Here is a 21,141-nt window from a genome sequence, read left to right on the forward strand (position 1 = left end):
GTGCGGGCTTTTTTCTGTGTTTCCTGTACGCGTCAGCCCGCACCGTTACCTGTGGTAATAGTGGTGGTTGTCATGGTGATAATCATGCTGATGCGAATCATGGATGTTGTGTGCTCTGTTATTTTTACGCTGTCTGTGCGCTATACCTATATTGGTTAAAGTATCTGGCTGCTTAAGTCAACGAATTTTTAAGTTCGTCACGTTTCGCAACCACTTCACAACCCGCCAATGATACGGGAATTTTTAACCTTATAGCCCAACATTAGCGCAACAAAGCAGACCTTTGAACCATAAAACAAAAAACTAACAGAATTTTACTCTGCGAGTTTTTTTTCAATATCATGCAGCAAACGATGCAACATTGCCGTATCGCGCTGTTCAAGTAAGCCGATTCGTTGTTGCAGCCAGTCAGCCAGTTTTACATCATCGGCGACCTCCAGTTGAGTCAGCAGCGCGGCGATTCGTTCGCGCAATGCCTGTAACTGGTTTTCACCGCCCGTGGGTACCGATTGCGGTGCATTCTGCAACAGAGAAGAGAGTTGATAGCAGTACACCATCACCGCCTGGCCGAGATTCAGCGACGGGTAATCCGCCACCATCGGTACGCCGGTCAGCACGTCGGCCAGCGCCAGTTCATCGTTGGTTAGCCCGGAGTCTTCGCGGCCAAACACCAGCGCGGCGTGACCCATCCACTGCGCTTTTTCCGCAAGCATCGGCAAAAGTTCCTGCGGCGTGGCGTAGTAATGGAACTTTGCCCGGCTGCGTGCGGTCGTAGCGACAGTAAAATCAACGTCATGCAGCGCATCAGCAAGGGTGGAATAGCAGGTAATGTTATCAATGATATCGCCAGAACCATGTGCGACCCAGCGGGTGGCTGGCTCCAGGTGGGCCTCGCTATCCACGATACGCAGGTCGCTAAACCCCATGGTTTTCATGGCTCTTGCGGCGGCGCCGATATTTTCAGCTCTTGCTGGTGAAACCAGCACTATCGATAAGCGCATTTAAAGTTCTCTTTCTCACGGGTGACGCGGCAAAAATGTGATGTAGTTCAACATATTGCGCAGCGCGAATTTACAAAATTGCAACAAAAATCACTGAAATGATGTTTCATAACATATAAAAGATACTAAACTATTCATGATGGAAACTATGTGCTTTAATGTTAACAGAGCTTATATATCCTCATGTTTATAAATACTATTTTCGTGCTGTTTAGCTCATCACCATTGGATTCAACGCCTTTATCAGTTAATCTACGCAACTAATTGAGTTGTGGAAAAAATGTGATAAGCGTTAGCATTTAGCAGCGATGATTTCACCAAACTGTTAACGTGCTACAATTGAACTTGATATATGTCAACGAAGCGTAGGTTTATTGGCTGTCTGGCCCCTCTTAGCCTGTTATGTTGCTGTTAAAATGGTTAGGATGACAACCGTTTTTGACACTGTCGGGTCCAGAGGGAAAGTACCCACGACCAAGCTAATGATGTTGTTGACGTTGATGGAAAGTGCATCAAGAACGCAATTACGTACTTTAGTCATGTTACGCCGGTGATGTTAATTTACGACATGCATCAGGCAGGTCAGGGACTTTTGTACTTCCTGTTTCGATTTAGTTGGCAATTTAGGTAGCAAACATGCAGACCCCGCACATTCTTATCGTTGAAGACGAGTTGGTAACACGCAACACGTTAAAAAGTATTTTCGAAGCAGAAGGCTACGATGTTTTCGAAGCGACCGATGGCGCGGAAATGCATCAGATCCTCTCTGAAAATGATATCAACCTGGTGATCATGGATATCAACCTGCCAGGGAAAAACGGCCTTCTGCTGGCACGCGAACTGCGCGAGCAAGCAAACGTAGCGCTGATGTTCCTGACCGGGCGCGACAATGAAGTCGATAAAATCCTCGGCCTGGAAATCGGTGCTGACGATTACATCACCAAACCGTTCAACCCGCGTGAACTGACCATCCGTGCGCGTAACCTGCTTTCTCGTACCATGAACCTGGGTACCGTCAGCGAAGAACGTCGCAGCGTGGAAAGCTACAAGTTCAACGGTTGGGAACTGGACATCAACAGTCGTTCTCTGGTGAGCCCTAATGGTGAGCAGTATAAGCTGCCGCGTAGCGAATTCCGCGCGATGCTGCACTTCTGCGAAAACCCAGGCAAAATTCAGTCTCGTGCTGAACTGCTGAAAAAAATGACCGGTCGCGAGCTGAAGCCGCATGACCGTACCGTTGACGTGACCATTCGTCGTATTCGTAAGCATTTCGAATCTACGCCGGACACGCCGGAAATCATTGCCACCATCCATGGTGAAGGTTACCGCTTCTGCGGCGAACTGCAGGAATAATTAAAAACGGCGCGTTAAGCGCCGTTTTCGTTTCTGCGGTTATCCAGATGTTGCCCGGTGGCACTTCGCTTACCGGGCCTACATAGTCTTATTTCCAGATTCGTAACTCATCACTTTCTGGCTGTTTCGGCGCTTTTGGCAAACCCAGCGCATACCAGTCGAGATTGCGCGTCAGGAACATCACGCCGCACAGTGCCATCAGCAACACACCCGTCCCTAACAGCAACGAACTCTCCTCTGATCGCAGTAACCCCCACATCACGCCATCAAGCACCAGCAACGCCAGCGTAAACAACACGCTGCTGCGCCAGCTTTTCAACACCGCCTGCAGATAGACGCCGTTCATCAACGCGCCGACCAGGCTTGCGGTTACCCATGCCGGGGTAAAGCCGATATGCTCCGACAGTGCCAGCAGCAAAAAGTAGAACATCACCAGCGACAGCCCGACCAGCAGATACTGCATCGGGTGCATGCGCCGCCCGGTGAGCGTTTCAAAGACGAAGAAGGCCGTGAAGGTCAGGGCAATCAGCAAAAGCGCATATTTGGTGGCACGGTCGGTCAACTGATAGTGATCGGCGGGGGTCGCGACGGACACGCTAAATGAAGGCAGTGCTGGTGAGGCAAATTTATCGGCCTCGGCGAAACGCTCACCCAGATTATTGGCAAACCAGCTACTCTGCCAGCGTGCCTGAAAACCGCTGGGGCTGACCTCGCGCGTTACGGGAAGAAAATCACCGATAAAGTTCGGATGCGGCCAGTTGCTGTTGAGTACCAGCTCGCTGTTCCGCCCAAGCGGAACGACGGAAAAATTACCCGTGCCGCTCAGCACCAGTGAAAAATCGAGGTTAAATTTCTTCTGCGTAAAGGGGAGATTTGGCAACTGAACGTGCAACCCCTGCGACTCTCTGGCAATACCGGTGCCAGGCTCCACCTGCAATGGCGTGCCGTCAAGGTTTGGTGCATTCACCACGCCAATACCGCGCGTATCACCCACCGCCATCACCATAAACGGTTTACCTAACGTGATATTGTCGCGGTTGAGCGCCTCCAGCCGCGAAGTATCAAATTCGGCCTTAACGTTAATGTCCGTCTTCCATACCTGCCCTTCATAAATTCCCACTTTGCGCGCTTCAACGTTCTGATTGCCCTCCACCATCAATGATTCCGGCAGCCAGAAATGAATAAACGTGCGCTTTTGCGAAACCTCGTGGTTATTTTCCAGTGTGCTATACACTTCCGTGACAGGAATGGCGATCAGCGGCCCCACCAGCTTTTGTGGCCCGCTGGTGCTTTGGCCGATCGCCTCTTCGACCACGCTGCGGTAATCCGCGCGTTCAACAATCAGCCCTCTCACCACCATCAGTGGGATTAGCAGCAACAGCATCGTGCCAACGAGGGTAACAATTTTTACCGCCAGCGGTGATTTCGATTTCGACATAGCCTTCTCCTTTGCAATGGCAGCAGAGTAAACGGGCTATGTGCGCTGAGTTTGAAGTTATGTGAAGGGACGGTGAAGTGTGAACGTGGCTTCCACGCCACCCTGCTCACGATTACGTAGCCGGACATCGCCCTGATGCAAACGCGCGACTTCGCTGACAAACGCCAGCCCCAGGCCACTGCTTTTGTGACCGTTGGCGCGCGGCAGCGAATAGAAACGCTCAAAGATGCGCGGCAGGGCAAAATCAGGAATACCGCTGCCGGTATCGATAACGTTCAGCACCACGCTGTCGCCCTGCGCATCGGCGCTAAGGGTGATACTTCCCTGCTCCGGCGTGAAATCGATAGCGTTATCCAGCAGATTGCCCATCGCCTGCATCAGCAGAGCTTCATCCGCTTCCACGCTCAGGGTTGTCGGCACGACATAGAGCACAATCTGTTTCGCCGCCAGCGTGACGCTACGCGATTCCTGAAGCTGATTGAATAATGTCGCCACCGTCACCGGGGAGAGCGTAATCTCCTGGCGATTCTCCAGCCGCGCCTGACGGAGCAACGTTTCTACCAGCGCCTGCATGCGCGCGTTCTGCTGAAGAATATTGTCTGTAAAGCGCAAAACAACGTCCGGTGGCGGCCCCTCGCGTAAGATCTCCGCCGCACCGCGAATCGCCGCCAGTGGGCTTTTAAGCTCGTGCGTCAGGGCATAAACGTACTGCTCGATGTAATTTTTGCCTTCCAGCTTCAGGCGCATACTTTCCAGCGCCTGCGCCAGCTTACGCAGCTCACTGCTGCCCAGTTCCGGTAACGGGACGGGCTGCTCAAGCGTCACCGAATCAGCATAGTGCACCAGTTTGCCAATAGAGCGGTTGATCCACAGAATCACGCCGCCGCCAATCAGCAGCGCAATGCCCAGCAGCGCGCCTGCCGCCCACAGCATGCGGTGCTCGCTGCGCTTGATCACCGGCGCGATGGCGGCATTCGGTTTGCCGACGCTGAGCACGCCGATGATCCTGCCGTTATCAACAATCGGCGCGGCGACGTACATCACCGTGCTTTCGGGATCGCGGGGATCCTGCGCGGTACTGCGCGCGCCGTACTCCCCACGCAGCGTAAGCCAGACGTCGTTCCAGCGGGAGTAATCCTGCCCGACGGCAATATTGGCCGAGTCAAAGACCACCCGTCCCTGCGCATCGGTCATGTAGACGTGATACTCATTGCGAACTTTATGGATACCACTGATATTGGCGCGGAACGGCTGCGTGCTCAGCTGGCGAAAAGCCTGTGCCAGTTTGCCCTGCGCCGGGTTACCCGCCAGCATGTCATCACGCGCCAGCGCCGCCAGCAGCGTCGCGGTGTCTATCAGCGTGCCTTCTGTTGCGCGCCGCACGCCGGGCTTGATCTCCTGCACGAAGATCGACAATACGAACCAGCCCGCCACCGCCACGATCAGGAAGTAGCCCAGCAGCACGCGCATGCCGATGCGCATCAGGCTTTCACCAGACTATAGCCGAGGCCACGATGGGTATTGATAGGCTGCCGTGACGGGTCGATCGCACGCAGCTTAGCGCGCAGGGTTTTGATGTGTGTATCCACGGTGCGATCGAAGCTTTCCGCCGCATCACCCCAGACGATATCCATCAGTTGCTGGCGCGAGTAGACCCGTCCCGGTGAAAGAAGCAGCGTTTTCAGCAGCAGAAATTCGTAGCGCGTCAGCAATAGCGGCTGGCCGCACCAGCTCACCTGCGCGGCGGGTTCATCGAGAAGAAAATCACCGACGCGCACCTGCGCAGGCGGTGCAGAAAACTTTTGCAGACGACGCAGGATCGTACGCACGCGGGCGCAGACTTCACGCGGCGAAAACGGCTTGGCGACATAGTCATCCGCGCCGATTTCCAGCCCCAGCAGTTTGTCCACTTCGTCGCTGCGCGCGGTGAGAAACAGCACCGGCAATGCCGCGTGGTGTGCCAGCAGCTGGCGGCACAATTCGAAACCGCTGATGTCCGGCAGGCCGACGTCAAGAATAGCCAGGTCTGGCAAGCGATGCCGCGCCTCTTCCAGCGCGGGCAGGCCGCGCTCAAACGCCCTGACGGTAAATCCCTCTTGTTGAAGCATATAGATAAGCGTATCTGCGATGCTTATCTCATCCTCCACCAGCCAGATCAGCGGTTGTTGCATACACGTTCCTTGTTATTTGCCCCACGGCATAATCGGCACCGCGCTTATGGCGTTTTTCGGCGAACCATCGACCACTTTATCGGAATAGGTGAGATACACCAGCGCATTACGCTTGCTGTCGTAGAAGCGTACAACCTGCAGCTTTTTAAAGACTAAAGAAGTCCGTTTCTGGAATACCACTTCACCCTGCGATTTCCCGTTTTTGATCTTATCCGAGAGTTCGATCGGGCCAACCTGCTGGCAGGAAATCGCGGCATCGGAGGTATCTTCCGCCAGCCCTAAACCACCTTTGATGCCACCGGTTTTCGCCCGGCTGATGTAGCAGGTAACGTTGTTGATATCCGGATCGTCGAAGGCTTCGACCACGATTTTGTGGTCAGGGCCAAACATTTTGAAAACGGTATCGACCGAGCCAATTTGTTCCGCATGTGCGCTAAAACCGCAGACACTCAGCACCAGGCCCGCCACTAACTTCTTGTATTTCATATTGTTACCATTCCTGACGATTCGATTGAGTGATTATTCAACATTTCAGATATAAAGTATTGAAAGATCACACCTTTACAAATATTACGCCGCAACCCAATGTAAAAGCGCATGAATGCACAAAAAAAACACTGAATGCTAAAACATCAAAAAATGCTATTATCCGCTACCTTAGTATCAGGCACCTATAATTTTAAGGACGAGGACATTATATGGATCAGGCTGGGATTATTCGCGATCTCCTTGTATGGCTGGAAGGTCATCTGGATCAACCCCTGTCGCTTGATAATGTTGCGGCAAAAGCGGGCTATTCCAAGTGGCATTTGCAGCGGATGTTCAAAGATGTCACCGGTCATGCCATTGGCGCTTACATCCGCGCCCGACGTCTGTCGAAATCCGCCGTTGCGCTACGCCTGACTGCTCGCCCAATTTTAGACATTGCGCTGCAATATCGCTTCGATTCACAGCAAACCTTTACCCGTGCATTCAAAAAGCAGTTTGCTCAGACGCCTGCGCTCTATCGTCGTTCGCCGGACTGGAGCTCCTTCGGCATGCGTCCGCCGCTGCGCTTAGGTGAGTTCACCATGCCGCCGTATGAGTTTGTCACGCTGCCTGCCACGCCGCTGGTTGGGGTAACACAAAGCTATACCTGCAAACTGGAAGAGATTTCCGAATTCCGTCAGCAAATGCGCGTGCAGTTCTGGCAGGAGTTTCTGGGCAATTCGCCGTCTATTCCGCCGACGCTTTACGGCCTGCATGAGCCGCGTCCGAGCCTGGAAAAAGACGATGAGCAGGAAGTGTTCTACACCACGGCGGTGACGCCAGATATGGCTAACGGCCACCTGAATAATTCGCATCCGGTAACGCTGGAAGGCGGCGAGTACGTGATGTTCACGTATGAAGGTTTGGGTACGGGGCTACAGGAATTTATCCTCACGCTTTACGGCACCTGCATGCCAATGCTCAACCTGACCCGACGTAAGGGCCTGGATATCGAACGTTTCTTCCCGCAGGATGAAGCGCGGGACCAGGAGCCGCCAATTCAATTGCGCTGCGAATACCTGATCCCAATTCGTCGTTAACGCTGCAGTTCGTCTAACGCAGGGGCGTCCAGATGTGAGACGTCGCCTGCGGTTTCCACCACCCATCCCGATGCCAGCCAGGCACTCTGCTGGTGATCAACTCGTGAAATAGAGCAGTTACGCAGACGTAAACGGCGCTCCGCATAGGCGGGAAGGCCAAGAATGGTGCTCACCAGGCAACCCAGCGCGATACCGTGGCTGACCAGCAGCGGACGACTTCCCGGCGGCAGTTCCAGACAGCTTTGCAGCGCGCTGTGCATACGCTCGCTCAGCTCCTGCATCGACTCCCCTTCCGGGATACGGCCATCCGGCGTACCGTTGACCAGTTGACGACGCCACGCTTCTTCTTCCGCCGTTAACGTATCGATATGGCGCTGTTCCAGCACGCCCATATTCAGCTCACGCAGACGCGAGTCGGCGATCACTTCGCAACCACAGGCATCAGCGATGATCTCTGCGGTACGACGGGTACGGCCCAGATCGCTGGTAATGATATGGGTGATCCCCAGTGAGCGAACGCGATCGCCCACTTGCTTTGCCTGATCTTCACCTTTCTGGGTGAGCGGACTATCAGACTGGCCCTGAATACGCCGTTCGGCGTTCCACTGCGTTTCGCCATGGCGAACAAGGTATACCTGTAACATGTCTTTCTTCCGTATACTGCGGTGATGTTAAATCTTATGAGTTGTTCTGATTATGCACAATGTTGTCACAGCTACCACCAATCCTGCCAAAATTCAGGCAATTCTTGCTGCATTTGAGCTGATCTACGGTGAAGGATCCTGCCATATCGACGCTATCTCCGTCGATACCGGTGTGCCTGAACAGCCGATTGGCAGTGAAGAAACGCGCGCTGGCGCACGAAATCGCGTGGAGAATGCCCGTGCTGTACGCCCGAATGCCGATTTTTGGGTGGCGATTGAAGCGGGTATTGATGAAGGCAGTACCTTCAGTTGGGTGGTCATTGAGAGCGCAGATCAGCGCGGCGAAGCGCGTTCCGCTACCTTGCCGTTGCCGGAAGTGATTCTGGAAAAAGTGCGTGAAGGGGAAGAACTCGGCCCGGTCATGTCGCATTACACCGGGATCGATAAAATTGGCCGTAAGGAAGGGGCAATTGGCGTGTTCACCAAAGGCGCCCTGACGCGCAGCAGCGTTTATCATCAGGCGGTGGTGTTAGCGTTAAGCCCGTTCCATAACGCGATTTACGGACAACGCGGGTAAGTTTGCCGGATGGCGGCTGGCGCCTTATCCGGCCTACGGTGAGATTGTGCGTTTTTGCCGGATGGCGGCTGGCGCCTTATCCGGCCTACGGTGAGATTGTGCGTTTTTGCCGGATGGCGGCTGGCGCCTTATCCGGCCTACGGATCGTCGTAGGCCTGATAAGCGTAGCGCCATCAGGCGTTGTTCACCGTTTTCGGCAGCGTCTGCTCCAGCCACTGGCGCAATTCGGCAGGGGCCGATTTCAGGCTGTTCGAACCGCGCGTAATGGTGGCAATGCCTGCGCCCAGCTCTGACTTCAGCTCGCGCTGACTCATCTCACCGCGCAGCAGTTCTTCAATAATGCGCACGCGCGTGCCCAGCGCTTCGCGCTCGTCAGGCGTCATGATCAAGTCGAGTAAAGGCAGTGCGTGCTCGTCAGCATAGGCCAGACGCAGCAGCTCAACAAAGCGAAGCCACTCCTGATGTCGCTGTTCCGCGACGGAGGCTGAATAAGGGGATTGTTGGGTCATAGTATGCCGCCATGTTATGGCGGATGGCGCAGGGCCATCCGCTGTATGTACTCTTCAACGAGTACAGCATAACATAGTCACTGCCGATCAGTAACGGCGTTGCCACTCGCTATCGCTAAAGATCGCCTCTTTTTCGCCCATAAAGTGACGATAGTACGCGTCATACGCCAGCACGTTCTTCACATAGCCACGCGTTTCGGAGAACGGAATGCTCTCAACAAACGCGACGGGGTCGATACGCCCGGCGCTGTTGCCAAGCCAGGTGCGCACGCGCCCCGGACCGGCGTTGTACGCGGCGGAAGAGAAGATACGGTTGTTACCAAACTGCTGGTAAACGTATTGCAGATAGCTGGTACCGATGTTGATGTTGGTTTCCGGGTCCAGCAACTGGTTCTGATTGCTGTAGCCAGGGATGTTAAACATCTGCACCGTGTGCGTCGCCGTACCCGGCATGATTTGCATCAGGCCGCTCGCCCCCACAGGGGATTTCACTTTCGGGTTCCACGCGCTTTCCTGACGTGCAATCGCCATCGCATAGCTTTGCGGAATGTCTTTACCGGCGGTGTAACGCACAAAGAGATCGTTATAGGCAGGCGGGAAACGCTCTTGCAAATTATCCCACAGCTTGCCTGCGATGGTCGCCTGTACGCTGAGATCCCACCAGCGTTGGTCAAACGCGTAGCGCGCTAACTGGGCCTGCTCGTTCTTCGTGCGGCTGCTGACCAGGTTCGCCCATTCGCTGCGCGCGGTGTTATCCATATCCCAGTACATCAGTTCACGCACGCGCGCCATTTCCGGGCCGTTCACCAGCAGCGGCGAAACGGTGCCCTGCGGGCCTTCGATGCGCAAGGTGTAATCTTCCCCCAAACGCTGCGCCGCCACCATCGGGTAGAAACCGCGCTGCGTCATTAAGGATTTGAAGATCTCTTTCGCTTCGTCATCGCGCCCGCGCTCCATCAGCAGGTCAGCCTGCCAGTAGCGCCATTCATCTTTCTCTTTGGCATCCATCGGCAGACGCGCCAGCCAGGTATTCAACCCACGGCGATCGCCGGTGCCCAGCGCCATACGGACACGGCGCTCTATCAGAGACGTCGATTGAGAACGCATGATCGCGTCGTCGCGCCATTTCTCCTGCTCAGAAGTGACGTCAGTGCCCATCAAACGCCAGGCGACGATATCGCGCAGCTCCTGGGTTTGATCGTCATTAAGCTGCTGCGCCTGCACCAGCGACGGGATCATCAGACGCGCGTTTTCCGCATCCTGACGCGCGACGCTGGTAAACGCCACCGCCGCCACCGAGCGGGTAAAATCGGTCGCGCCCGTGGTGCGCGCAAAGGTCAGCACGTTATTGGGATTGTTCGCAAGGTCGGTCACCGCCTGCGAAATGGTTTGATAGTCCGGCGGCATCTGCGAGGCCAGCGCTTTGACCAGCGAAGTATTACCCGCGTTCATCGCCAGTCGAATTCGTTCGAGATATGCGAGCGGGTCCTGCGTACCGGACGAACGCCAGGCGCTGAACAGTTTGTCGCAGGCATTTGGCTGGCTTTTCCCCGTCAGCCACAGTTCTTTCGCACCGTCCCAGGCCTGCTGGGTTTCGCCAACATTATATTTGGCGTAGTAATAGTTACACTGCGCTTCGGTGGTACCGGGTTTGTCCGGGCTGAAGGCCAGCAAGCCGCGCCAGTCTTCGCGTCGCGCCAGTTCGTTTACAAAGCGATTTTTGAGCGTCCGCGCCGGCGGCAGCGTCGGGTTATCGCGCACAAAGTTAGTGACGGTAACGGCTGGCGTGTTCATCAAATCGCCGGAGATCTGACGATATTCCAGGTAAGGATAAAGCGGGTATTCCCGCAAGGTTGGCATCAACTGGCCCACGACATCCATCTGTCGGTTATCCCAGGCCTGCTTAATCTGCGAATAGCGACTGCGCTGTTCGTCCAGTGAATCCGCGTGAGCCAGGTTGTTAAGTGACAACAGGCAAACACTGGCCGCTAACACGCGCCACGCCATGGGTTTGGCTTTTTTCACACGATCTTCCTCTAATCAATCACATGTTGCAGCTTCATGCCGCGTATAAGATATCTATTTCATGCTAACCACACATGAGGCAACGCGCCACGTTCTGGACACATTTTTACGCTTTTATCGCGTTAACCGCCTCGCTGGGATTAACGAACGAAAAAGGCTACACTTCGGCTTTGTATACTTACCATCAAAATAAAAGAGGCGAAGTCCAACGTGGCTCAATTCGTTTATACCATGCATCGTGTCGGCAAAGTGGTTCCGCCGAAACGTCATATTCTGAAAAACATCTCACTGAGCTTCTTCCCTGGCGCAAAAATCGGTGTACTGGGCCTGAACGGCGCCGGTAAATCTACGCTGCTGCGCATCATGGCCGGTATCGATACCGACATCGAAGGTGAAGCACGTCCGCAGCCAGGTCTGAAGATTGGTTACCTGCCGCAGGAACCTCAGTTAAACCCGGAACATACCGTTCGCGAATCCGTTGAAGAAGCGGTTGCCGAAGTGGTTAACGCGCTGAAAGGTCTGGACGAAGTCTACGCCAAATATGCCGAGCCGGATGCCGACTTCGATAAACTCGCCGCTCAGCAGGGCAAGTTTGAAGAAATCATTCAGGCGCATGATGGCCATAACCTGAACGTTCAGCTGGAACGCGCCGCCGATGCGCTGCGTCTGCCAGACTGGGATGCCAAAATCGCCAATCTTTCCGGTGGTGAACGTCGCCGCGTCGCGCTGTGCCGCCTGCTGCTGGAAAAACCAGACATGCTGCTGCTCGACGAACCGACTAACCACCTGGATGCGGAATCCGTCGCGTGGCTGGAACGCTTCCTGCACGATTTCGAAGGCACCGTTGTGGCGATTACCCACGACCGTTACTTCCTCGATAACGTGGCGGGCTGGATTCTGGAACTTGACCGTGGTGAAGGTATTCCATGGGAAGGCAACTACTCCTCCTGGCTGGAGCAGAAAGATCAGCGTCTGGCGCAGGAAGCTTCTCAGGAAGCGGCGCGTCGTAAGTCTATCGAGAAAGAGCTGGAGTGGGTACGTCAGGGCGCGAAAGGCCGTCAGTCTAAAGGCAAAGCGCGTCTGGCGCGTTTCGAAGAACTTAACAACGTTGAGTACCAGAAACGTAACGAAACCAACGAACTGTTTATTCCGCCTGGAGCACGTCTGGGGGATAAAGTGGTGGAAGTCAGCAATCTGCGTAAATCCTACGGCGATCGCGTACTGATTGACGACCTGACTTTCTCGGTACCGAAAGGTGCAATTGTCGGTATCATCGGCCCGAACGGCGCGGGTAAATCGACGCTGTTCCGCATGATGTCTGGTCAGGAACAGCCAGATAGCGGTTCTATCACGCTGGGTGATACCGTGAAACTGGCGTCCGTTGATCAGTTCCGTGACGCGATGGATAACAGCAAAACCGTGTGGGAAGAAGTCTCTGGCGGGCTGGATATCATGAAGATCGGCAACACCGAGATGCCAAGCCGCGCGTACGTTGGCCGCTTTAACTTTAAAGGTGTTGACCAGGGCAAACGCGTGGGCGAGCTGTCCGGCGGTGAGCGCGGTCGTCTGCACCTGGCGAAACTGTTGCAGGTAGGCGGCAACGTTCTGCTGCTCGATGAACCGACCAACGACCTGGATATCGAAACCCTGCGCGCGCTGGAAAACGCCCTGCTGGAATTCCCGGGCTGCGCGATGGTTATCTCGCACGACCGTTGGTTCCTCGACCGTATCGCCACCCACATTCTGGATTACCAGGATGAAGGTAAAGTGGAATTCTTCGAAGGTAACTTTACCGAATACGAAGAGTACAAGAAACGCACGCTGGGCGCAGATGCGCTGGAGCCGAAGCGTATCAAGTACAAGCGTATTGCGAAGTAATAACATCATCGTAGGCCGGGCAAGCGTTAGCGCCCCCGGCTTTTTGCAGACTCAATAACGCCTGTAAAAAATGCCGGATGGCGCTGCGCTTATCCGGCCTACATTTTTTGCAAACACATACATTTCACGAATAAAAATATAATTTAAATTCATTAAATCTTTAATATCCACAAACCCAATAAATAGATCCCCAATCTAATCCACACCTCAAATATCATTACAAACATTCATTGCAATTTTAGAATAACAAGATTGAGATGCCAGATGGTCTATGCTACAAATAGCGCCACCGAAAGGAATTGCGCCATATATTCAGCTAATCTAGCTTAGCGAGTTAATCATTCGCGCCAGCTATATCCAGCATGCGTTAAAACCATTCACCATCGACATTAACAAAGGATTGATATGTCTATTATTTATAATTCCCACTGTTATTCCCAACGTCCTTACTATTAATTATTTATTTGACGAATATATTTTTAATTAAATCGCGTTCGGAATTATGAAAACTAATCACGTGTTTATTACTCATCTCTTTCAGCGTCTGAAAACTTGTCGACAGTGTGTCTGCGCGCTACCGTTCCAGCGCTATCTTGCGCATATTTTTATTACCGCGCCGATGGCGCTGCTGTTGATTTATCTGTTCATTTTTAGCCAGCCGCGTTACATGAGCGAATCCAAAGTTGCCGTCAAACGCCCCAATGAAATTGACAGTTCGAGCCTGAACGTTGGCCTGCTACTGGGGGCCTCTAACCCATCATCGGCGGAAGATTCCCTCTATTTAAAAGAGTACATCAACTCGCCCGATATGCTGATGGCGCTGGATAAACGTCTTAATTTCCATCAGGCATTCAGCCAAAGCGGGTGGGATTTCTTTTTCCATCTGCCGGATGACGCCACAACGGAAGAGTTTCTCGATTACTACCGCAGTCGGATTTCCATCGCTTATGACGAAAAATCGGGCCTGCTGGATATTCAAACGCAGGGCTTCACGCCCGAGTTTGCTCAGGCTTTTAACCACGCGGTGCTGAAAGAGTCCGAGCGCTTTATCAACGAGCTTTCCCACCGTATTTCGCGTGAGCAGATGCAGTTTGCAGAAGAAGAGCTACACCAAACCCGCCAGCGTCTGAACGAGAGCAAAAAGCAGTTGCTTGCTTATCAGAATAAAAACAACGTGCTCGACCCCGCGGCCTCTGCCGAAGCCGCCACTACGCTTGTGAATACGCTGATTGCCAAAAAAATCGAGATGGAAGCTGACCTGCGCAACCTGCTGACCTATTTACGCGCCGACGCGCCGCAGGTGGTCAGCACCAAAAATGCCATTAAAGCGTTGCAGGCACAGATCGATGAAGAGCAAAGCAAAATCACCGCGCCGGAAGGGAAAAAGCTCAACAGCATGGCGGTCGATTTCGAAGAGATAAAAGGCACCGTGGCCTTTGATACCGACCTTTACGCTCTGGCGCTGAAAGCCCTTGAGAAAACGCGCATGGAAAGCGCGCGCAAGCTGAAAACCTTGTCGGTTATCAGTTCGCCACAGCGCCCGGAAGAGTCGTCGTTCCCGAATATTCCTTATTTATTAATCAGCTGGTTACTGGTGTGCGGCCTGCTGTTTGGTACTGCCAAACTGCTGCTGGGCATTATTGAAGACCATAGAGACTGACGGCCTGAGCCATTTTTAACAGAGTGCATTATGAAATTAGCTAAATCCGTATTTCTGCTCGCTTTACTTCACGCCGGGCAGGCGCTCGCGACAGGCGTCACCGCCGACCCGGAACTGACCGGCGCCGCACCGTTATCACCGCTCATCAGCGGGCAAAGGTCACCTGCGGTGAACAACGGTTTTGATAACACGCCGCCGATGATAGAAGCGCCGGCGTTAAGCCGCATGTTCGGCGCGCAGTTGTTTAACGGCACCAGCGCCGACAGTGGTACCAGCATCGGATTCAACCCGAGCTATGTTGTTTCGCTGGGCGATACCATTCAGGTGCGTCTGTGGGGCGCGTTTAACTTTGACGGCGCGCTGCCGGTCGACCCGAAAGGCAACATCTTTGTACCGAATATCGGGCCGCTGAAAGTGGCTGGCGTACCGAACGGGCAACTTAATGGCCTGGTGACCGCGAAGGTCAAAGAGGTTTATCAGTCTAACGTTAACGTCTATGCCTCGCTGTTGCAGGCGCAGCCGGTGAAAGTGTTCGTGACCGGCTATGTCAAAAACCCCGGCCTGTACGGCGGCGTGGCGTCCGATTCGCTGCTCTCTTACCTGAGTAAAGCGGGCGGCGTAGACAGCGAGCGCGGCAGCTATGTCGACATCACCATCAAGCGCGGCAAATCGACGCGTTCGCACGTCAACCTGTATGACTTCCTGCTCAACGGCACGCTGAATCTGTCGCAGTTTTCGGACGGCGATACCATCGTAGTCGGCCCGCGTAAATATACCTTCAGCGTGGATGGCGACGTCTATAACAGCTACGACTTCGAATTCGCCAGCAGCGCCATTTCGGTGGATGAAGCGCTGAGCTGGGCGCGGCCAAAACCGGGCGCAACCCACTTCACCATCGTCCGCCAGCAGGGCACGGTAAAACGCACGGAATATTATCCGTTGAGCGGCGCCGCGGGCCGCACGTTGCAGGATGGCGACAAACTGATCGTCAGTTCTGACCGCTACGCCGGCACCATTCAGGTGCGCATCGAAGGCGCTCATTCCGGCGAACACGCGCTGGTGCTGCCTTATGGCGCAAGCATGAAACAGGTGCTCACACAGCTGCGCCCGAACAGCATGTCGCAGATGAATAGCATTCAGCTTTATCGCCACTCTGTCGCCATCCGGCAAAAAGAGATGCTTAACCTTGAGCTGCAAAAGCTGGAGCAGGCGTCACTCTCTTCGCAATCGTCCACTCAGGAAGAAGCGCAGCTTCGTATGCAGGAAGCGCAGCTGGTCAGCCGTTTTGTGGCGAAAGCGCGTCAGGTGGTGCCAAAAGGCCAGGTGGTGCTGAACGAGAAAAATATCGATTCCGTTCTACTGGAAGATGGCGACGTCATCAGCATTCCGGAGAAAACGTCGCTGGTGATGGTACACGGCGAAGTGCTGTTCCCGAACGCCATCAGTTGGGAAGAGAAGCTTGACGCTGACGATTACATCGAGAAATGCGGCGGTCTGACGCAGAAATCCGGTCAGTCGAAAATCATCGTGATTCATCAGGACGGTTCTGCGGTGGATGCTGACGATGTCGGCGCGCTGGCGGCAGGGGATGAAATTATGGTGCTGCCGAAGTACGAGTCGAAAAACATCGAAGTGACGCGCGGCATCTCCACCATTCTTTATCAACTGGCGGTGGCGGCGAAAGTCATTCTGGATATCTAACGCACGAATGCAGGGAGCATTATGATCGGCGTCTATTCCTCGGGGATTTGGAAAATCCCCCATCTGAGTCAGCTACTCGGCAAGCCCTGCCGCAAGCTGTCTGTTAGCGGTGCCATTCCCGGCGACATCTCCGCCGTCGCCGTCTGGGGAATGAAAGACAACACCACGCTGCCCGCCGCCAAAGCGCGGGCGGCGGATTTACCGCTGCTGCGCCTGGAAGATGGCTTTATTCGCTCGCTCGGGCTGGGCGTGAATGGCCACCCGCCGCTCTCTATCGTGGTTGACGATCTTGGCATTTACTACGACGCCAGCCGCCCGAGCAGGCTGGAGCGGCTCATCCATAAAGAGCGGGAAGAAAACACCCACGCAGCAGAGGCGCAGTCGGCCATCGATTTGATCGTGAGCGGCGATTTATCGAAGTACAACCACGCCCTGCCCTTCCCCGCTGCCGCGCATGATAAGCCGATTGTGCTGGTCATCGACCAGACGTACGGTGATGTGTCGATTACCCTGGGCGGTGGATCGGCGCAAAGCTTTAGCAATATGCTGACCGCCGCCTGTGAAGAGAACCCGGACGCCGAGATTTGGGTTAAAACGCATCCCGACGTATTGAGCGGGAAAAAGCAGGGTTATCTTACCGAGCGCTTCAACGACCCGCGCATTCGTCTGCTGGCGCAGGACGTTAGCCCGCAGTCGCTGCTGCGCTGTGCGAGCCGCGTTTATACCGTCACCTCGCAATACGGCATTGAGGCGCTGATGGCCGGGAAACCGGTAACCTGCTTTGGCCTGCCGTGGTATGCCGGATGGGGGCTGACGGAGGATCGCCATCCGCTGGCTGAGTCATTAACCGGCAGGCGCGGACAGGCAACGCTGCTGCAACTGATTGGTGCGGCGCTGCTGCGCTATCCGCGCTATCTCGATCCCTACTCTCATAAACGCGGCACACTTTTCGACGTGCTGCACGCGCTCCAGTTGCAACGCCAGCATATGATTTCGCGCAGCGGCCACCTGTGGGTTCCCGGCCTGACGTTGTGGAAGAGCGCCATCATGAAAACCTTCCTCAAAACGCCAGAAAACACGCTGAATTTTGATAAGAAATCACACGCCGCCACCGCCTGCGTGGTGTGGGGCGTGAACGGCGAAGCCAAATTCAGCCAGGCGGCACATGCGCAGAACCTGCCCGTTTGGCGGATGGAAGACGGTTTTCTGCGCTCAAGCGGGCTGGGTTCCGACCTGCACATGCCGCTGTCGCTGGTACTGGATAAAACGGGGATTTACTACGATGCCCGCCGCGCCAGCGACCTGGAAACATTGCTCAACCACTCCATGCTGCGTGGCGATGAACGCGAGCGCGCGCTGGCGCTTCAGCAGACGCTGGTCAGCAACAAACTGAGTAAATATAACCTCGGTAAAGTGTGGCAACGGCCCGAGGCCGCCGACGGCAAACGCCTGCTGCTGGTGCCCGGCCAGGTAGAGAACGACGCATCCATCGCCACGGGCACCATCGATATTCAAAGTAACCTGGCGCTGCTGCGTACCGTGCGCGAGCGTAACCCATCGGCGTACATCGTCTATAAGCCGCACCCCGACGTGCTGGCAGGCAATCGCCCCGGCCACATCGATGCCGACGAGATGGCCCGCCTGGCGGACTGCGTCGCCACGGATGCCGACATTATCGACTGCATTACCGCCTGCGATGAACTGCACACCATGACCTCGCTTTCCGGGTTTGAAGCGCTGATGCATGGCAAAACCGTGTACTGCTACGGCCTGCCGTTTTACGCGGGCTGGGGGTTAACCCACGACGAACATACCTGCGCACGGCGCAACCGCATGCTCACCCTGGCAGATCTGATCTATCAGACGCTGATTGTTTACCCCACCTACATCCACCCGCAGGAGAAGCGCGTGCTTCCGGTGGAAGAGGCGGCGGTGTGGCTGATGGAGCAGACAAGGCCAGAAACGATCGCGAGGAAAAAAGCCGGACGCATCACGCGATGGATGCGCAAGGGCGTGAATCTTTATCGGGTGAAATTTAATTAATTAGCGAGGGCTGCGGCATGGACAGCACAGCAATGAGCAAATTACTGGCGGGTAAGCGCTATCTGCTTTTACAGGGGCCGATGGGGCCGTTCTTTGCCGACCTGGCCGACTGGCTGGAGAGCAAAGGCCGCGAAGCGATGAACGTGGTCTTTAACGGCGGCGATCGCTTTTACTGTCGGCATCGCCCGATGCTGCAATATGACCAAACGCCCGAGCATTTTGCCCACTGGCTGAAAGAGACATGGAAAACCTATCCCTTTGATACGTTGGTCTGTTTTGGTGATTGCCGACCGCTGCACCAGGCTGCCCGTCAATGGGCGCAGGCCAAAGGGCTGCGTTTTCTGGCGTTTGAAGAGGGCTACCTGCGTCCGCACTTTATTACGCTTGAAGAGGGCGGCGTCAACGCCTACTCCTCCCTGCCCCGCGACCCGGAGTTTTATCGCCATCTGCCCGAACTGCCGCCGCGTAATATCCAGCCGCTAAAGCCCTCAACCCGCTTACGCTACTGGCACGCGACGTGGTACTACCTGGAAGGCTGGTTTCATCGCCACGACTACCCGCTATATCGACACCACAAGTCTTTCTCACCGTGGTATGAGATGCGCTGCTGGGTCCGCGCCTGGCGGCGCAAGCACTGGTATGCATTTAAAGAGCGCGACGTTCTTCCCCGGTTGCAGACACAGCTGGATAAACGTTATTACCTCGCGATTTTACAGGTGTACAACGACAGCCAGATCCGCAACCACAGTGGGTATGCCGACGTGCGCGATTATATTAATGACGTAATGTACTCCTTTGCCACCAAAGCGCCTGCGACCAAGTTTTTGGTGTTCAAGCACCACCCGATGGATCGCGGCCATCGCTTATACCGCCCGTTAATCAATAAGCTCAGTAAGAAATACGGTATTCGCAACCGGGTGCTGTACGTGCACGACCTCCCGATGCCGGAGATGCTGAAGCACGCCAAAGCGGTGGTGACGATTAACAGTACGGCGGGCCTGTCGGCGTTGATTCATAACAAGCCGCTGAAGGTGATGGGCGATGCCCTGTACGATATGAAAGGCTTAACGTATCAGGGGCATCTGCATCAATTCTGGACGGCAGATTTTCAGCCGGATATGGGGTTGCTGGCGATCTTCCGCAGTTATCTGCTGGAGACTACGCAGATAAATGCGGTGTTTTATTCCAAAAAATATTGGAGTCAAAATATTCAAGATAAAGCTGAAAATCCAACAATGTCTAAAAGTGGATACAATATAAAGTTAAAATAACTAAAAAATTCTATTTAATATGTGTTTCTCCAACACATCATATCCTCTATCGTTTGGGTGGATTGTTCCATTATTATGGATGCAATGCTCAATATCGCTTTCAATACCGGGTATTTCTAATATATTGTCGAAATATCTATTTTTTATTTCAGAATAGTTCCAAACTGGATGTCGATACTGATTATCGAAAACATACCTCCCAAGTTTTTTGTTTTCGTACTCCCTTCCCATAAGGCACCAAAAAATGAACTTTATCTTACCCCTATATTTTAAAACAAGCTCATCTAAAATATTTAACGCCATTTTATAAAGTTCATTATCACTATCCGAACTAATTTTATTTTTTGATATGAATAGTGGATCAAGAGAAATTTCGCCATTAGAATTTAAGATAACGTTACCAATTCTGAAATCAGGAACAAAAAGTACAACATCACCCAAACCATTACCTATGTAGAAATCGATTAAATTAACCAACCTCTTTGAATACAAAGACAAGCCATTGACTCCATGCATTAAAAATTCAGGCTGCTTCCGTTTACCACTATTTACTAATGATTGCCATATATCTACATGTGATGGGCCTAATACTAACTTTTCGAACGATTTAATACTACATTCATTAGTGTATGAATTCACATAATATTTCTCTAATCTAACTTTATTTTCCTTTTTATCAGCTAACCTTGCCAGAATACTATCCACATCTGAATAATCAGCGGATTGTTCTAAACAATTTAAATCAGATAAGAACCAATTCGATTTCTTAATTTTTTTGATTACATCCTCTGAAAATCTATATTTTATTATTTGAGCTGGATTTCCAGCAACAATAGCATATGGAGGAACATCAGTATCAACAACCGAATTCGGATAAATTATAGCCCCATCGCCTATAGAAACACCCGCAGAAATGATACTTCCCTGGTGAACCCTTACGTCATTCCCAATATAAGTTAGGTTTTGTTTGTCATAATAAAATCGATTAGCTTTTAATGCCTTATAGGATTCAGTGTCTATATAACCTTCCGCATAAGCAAAATAATGATTACTAAAAATATTGCATTCTGCGATCCTAAAGCCAACCGTCACATTCGAGTCAATACGAGAATAGCGACCAACGATAGCATTCCAAATGTTGGAACCAGAATTTAAGTGAGTATATGCACCAATAAAGAAAAACCCCCTTAACCTCCAGCATTCTATTTTTGAATAGCGCTCAATCAATCCGTAACCCAATATATTATTCTTAAGATTCTTGTTTAGTTCATTCATTTCTCTAAGCCATTTATTGATCTTAAC

19 protein-coding genes and 1 other annotated feature (1 of these 20 running past the window's edge) are annotated in these 21,141 nt (G+C 53.2%); of the genes, 8 read left to right on the forward strand and 11 right to left on the reverse strand.

The genetic code is table 11. The features are described 5' to 3' along the window. Positions 1 to 94: a sequence feature (Thr leader region), on the reverse strand; it reaches 24 nt to the left of the window's first position. From thrL to yjjY, 3 genes are all read right to left on the reverse strand, one after another. Further along, the gene (thrL, locus tag G163CM_RS23560) at positions 33 to 101 is read right to left on the reverse strand and encodes a thr operon leader peptide (RefSeq protein ID WP_108475584.1); all 69 of its coding nucleotides are present in this window, start codon (positions 99 to 101) and stop codon (positions 33 to 35) included. (Overlaps the previous feature by 62 nt.) A 213-nt stretch (positions 102 to 314) precedes the next feature. Beyond that, complete coding sequence (locus tag G163CM_RS14545) at positions 315 to 1,001, reverse strand: tRNA/rRNA methyltransferase (protein ID WP_231825438.1); 687 nt, start codon at positions 999 to 1,001, stop codon at positions 315 to 317. Between the two features lie 400 nt (positions 1,002 to 1,401). Next, positions 1,402 to 1,542: a YjjY family protein gene (yjjY, locus tag G163CM_RS14550; protein WP_001622273.1), complete on the reverse strand. Its 141-nt coding sequence runs from the start codon at positions 1,540 to 1,542 to the stop codon at positions 1,402 to 1,404. A 95-nt stretch (positions 1,543 to 1,637) separates the two neighbouring features. Between yjjY and arcA the strand changes: the two genes are divergently transcribed. Beyond that, positions 1,638 to 2,354: a two-component system response regulator ArcA gene (gene arcA / locus G163CM_RS14555; protein ID WP_015966004.1), complete on the forward strand. Its 717-nt coding sequence runs from the start codon at positions 1,638 to 1,640 to the stop codon at positions 2,352 to 2,354. Positions 2,355 to 2,442: 88 nt separating this feature from the next. Here the strand turns inward: arcA and creD are convergent, their stop codons facing one another. From creD to creA, 4 genes are read right to left on the reverse strand one after another with little or no spacing between them, the layout of a single operon-like run. Next, the gene (gene creD, locus G163CM_RS14560) at positions 2,443 to 3,792 is read right to left on the reverse strand and encodes a cell envelope integrity protein CreD (protein ID WP_231825439.1); all 1,350 of its coding nucleotides are present in this window, start codon (positions 3,790 to 3,792) and stop codon (positions 2,443 to 2,445) included. A gap of 57 nt (positions 3,793 to 3,849) precedes the next feature. Then, on the reverse strand, positions 3,850 to 5,274 hold the full coding sequence (creC, locus tag G163CM_RS14565; RefSeq protein ID WP_231825440.1) for a two-component system sensor histidine kinase CreC: 1,425 nt from the start codon (positions 5,272 to 5,274) through the stop codon (positions 3,850 to 3,852). Then, the gene (gene creB / locus G163CM_RS14570) at positions 5,274 to 5,963 is read right to left on the reverse strand and encodes a two-component system response regulator CreB (protein WP_231825441.1); all 690 of its coding nucleotides are present in this window, start codon (positions 5,961 to 5,963) and stop codon (positions 5,274 to 5,276) included. Before creB ends, creC begins: the two co-directional genes overlap by 1 nt. Positions 5,964 to 5,975: 12 nt before the next feature. Continuing rightward, positions 5,976 to 6,449, reverse strand: a complete 474-nt coding sequence (creA, locus tag G163CM_RS14575; RefSeq protein WP_231825442.1) for a protein CreA — start codon at positions 6,447 to 6,449, stop codon at positions 5,976 to 5,978. Between the two features lie 212 nt (positions 6,450 to 6,661). Between creA and robA the strand changes: the two genes are divergently transcribed. Continuing rightward, a complete protein-coding gene (gene robA / locus G163CM_RS14580; protein ID WP_015966009.1) occupies positions 6,662 to 7,531 on the forward strand; it encodes an MDR efflux pump AcrAB transcriptional activator RobA in 870 nt (289 codons plus the stop codon). Here robA and gpmB read toward each other — a convergent pair. Next, positions 7,528 to 8,175 (reverse strand): 2,3-diphosphoglycerate-dependent phosphoglycerate mutase GpmB, encoded by a 648-nt coding sequence (gene gpmB, locus G163CM_RS14585; protein WP_231825443.1) that lies wholly within the window; start codon positions 8,173 to 8,175, stop codon positions 7,528 to 7,530. The genes robA and gpmB overlap by 4 nt on opposite strands. A gap of 52 nt (positions 8,176 to 8,227) precedes the next feature. Here gpmB and yjjX point away from each other — a divergent pair, with 52 nt between their 5' ends. Beyond that, positions 8,228 to 8,752, forward strand: coding sequence for an inosine/xanthosine triphosphatase (gene yjjX / locus G163CM_RS14590; RefSeq protein ID WP_231825444.1), 525 nt, complete (start codon positions 8,228 to 8,230; stop codon positions 8,750 to 8,752). Between the two features lie 173 nt (positions 8,753 to 8,925). Here the strand turns inward: yjjX and trpR are convergent, their stop codons facing one another. Together trpR and sltY are read right to left on the reverse strand one after the other, a co-directional pair. Beyond that, a complete protein-coding gene (trpR, locus tag G163CM_RS14595; RefSeq protein WP_015966012.1) occupies positions 8,926 to 9,261 on the reverse strand; it encodes a trp operon repressor in 336 nt (111 codons plus the stop codon). A gap of 87 nt (positions 9,262 to 9,348) precedes the next feature. Then, positions 9,349 to 11,286 carry a murein transglycosylase gene (gene sltY / locus G163CM_RS14600; RefSeq protein ID WP_231825445.1) on the reverse strand — a complete coding sequence of 646 codons (1,938 nt, stop codon included), beginning with the start codon at positions 11,284 to 11,286 and terminating at the stop codon, positions 9,349 to 9,351. Between the two features lie 210 nt (positions 11,287 to 11,496). Between sltY and ettA the strand changes: the two genes are divergently transcribed. The 5 genes from ettA to G163CM_RS14625 all read left to right on the forward strand — a co-directional run bounded on the left by ettA (position 11,497) and on the right by G163CM_RS14625 (position 19,839). Continuing rightward, complete coding sequence (ettA, locus tag G163CM_RS14605) at positions 11,497 to 13,164, forward strand: energy-dependent translational throttle protein EttA (protein WP_015966014.1); 1,668 nt, start codon at positions 11,497 to 11,499, stop codon at positions 13,162 to 13,164. Between the two features lie 502 nt (positions 13,165 to 13,666). Beyond that, positions 13,667 to 14,824: a capsule biosynthesis protein gene (locus G163CM_RS14610; protein WP_231825446.1), complete on the forward strand. Its 1,158-nt coding sequence runs from the start codon at positions 13,667 to 13,669 to the stop codon at positions 14,822 to 14,824. A gap of 30 nt (positions 14,825 to 14,854) precedes the next feature. After that, positions 14,855 to 16,525 carry a polysaccharide biosynthesis/export family protein gene (locus G163CM_RS14615; protein ID WP_231825447.1) on the forward strand — a complete coding sequence of 557 codons (1,671 nt, stop codon included), beginning with the start codon at positions 14,855 to 14,857 and terminating at the stop codon, positions 16,523 to 16,525. Positions 16,526 to 16,546: 21 nt separating this feature from the next. Beyond that, entirely contained in the window at positions 16,547 to 18,568 is a 2,022-nt protein-coding gene (locus G163CM_RS14620) for a capsular polysaccharide biosynthesis protein (protein ID WP_231825448.1), read from the forward strand. 17 nt (positions 18,569 to 18,585) lie between these two features. Continuing rightward, entirely contained in the window at positions 18,586 to 19,839 is a 1,254-nt protein-coding gene (locus G163CM_RS14625; protein ID WP_231825449.1) for a capsule biosynthesis protein, read from the forward strand. Here G163CM_RS14625 and G163CM_RS14630 read toward each other — a convergent pair whose 3' ends face one another. Continuing rightward, positions 19,840 to 21,114 (reverse strand): CatB-related O-acetyltransferase, encoded by a 1,275-nt coding sequence (locus tag G163CM_RS14630; RefSeq protein WP_231825450.1) that lies wholly within the window; start codon positions 21,112 to 21,114, stop codon positions 19,840 to 19,842. It lies immediately after the preceding gene. Between the last annotated feature and the right edge of the window lie 27 nt (positions 21,115 to 21,141).

The organism is Pseudocitrobacter corydidari (assembly GCF_021172065.1).
Lineage (GTDB): Bacteria > Pseudomonadota > Gammaproteobacteria > Enterobacterales > Enterobacteriaceae > Pseudocitrobacter > Pseudocitrobacter corydidari.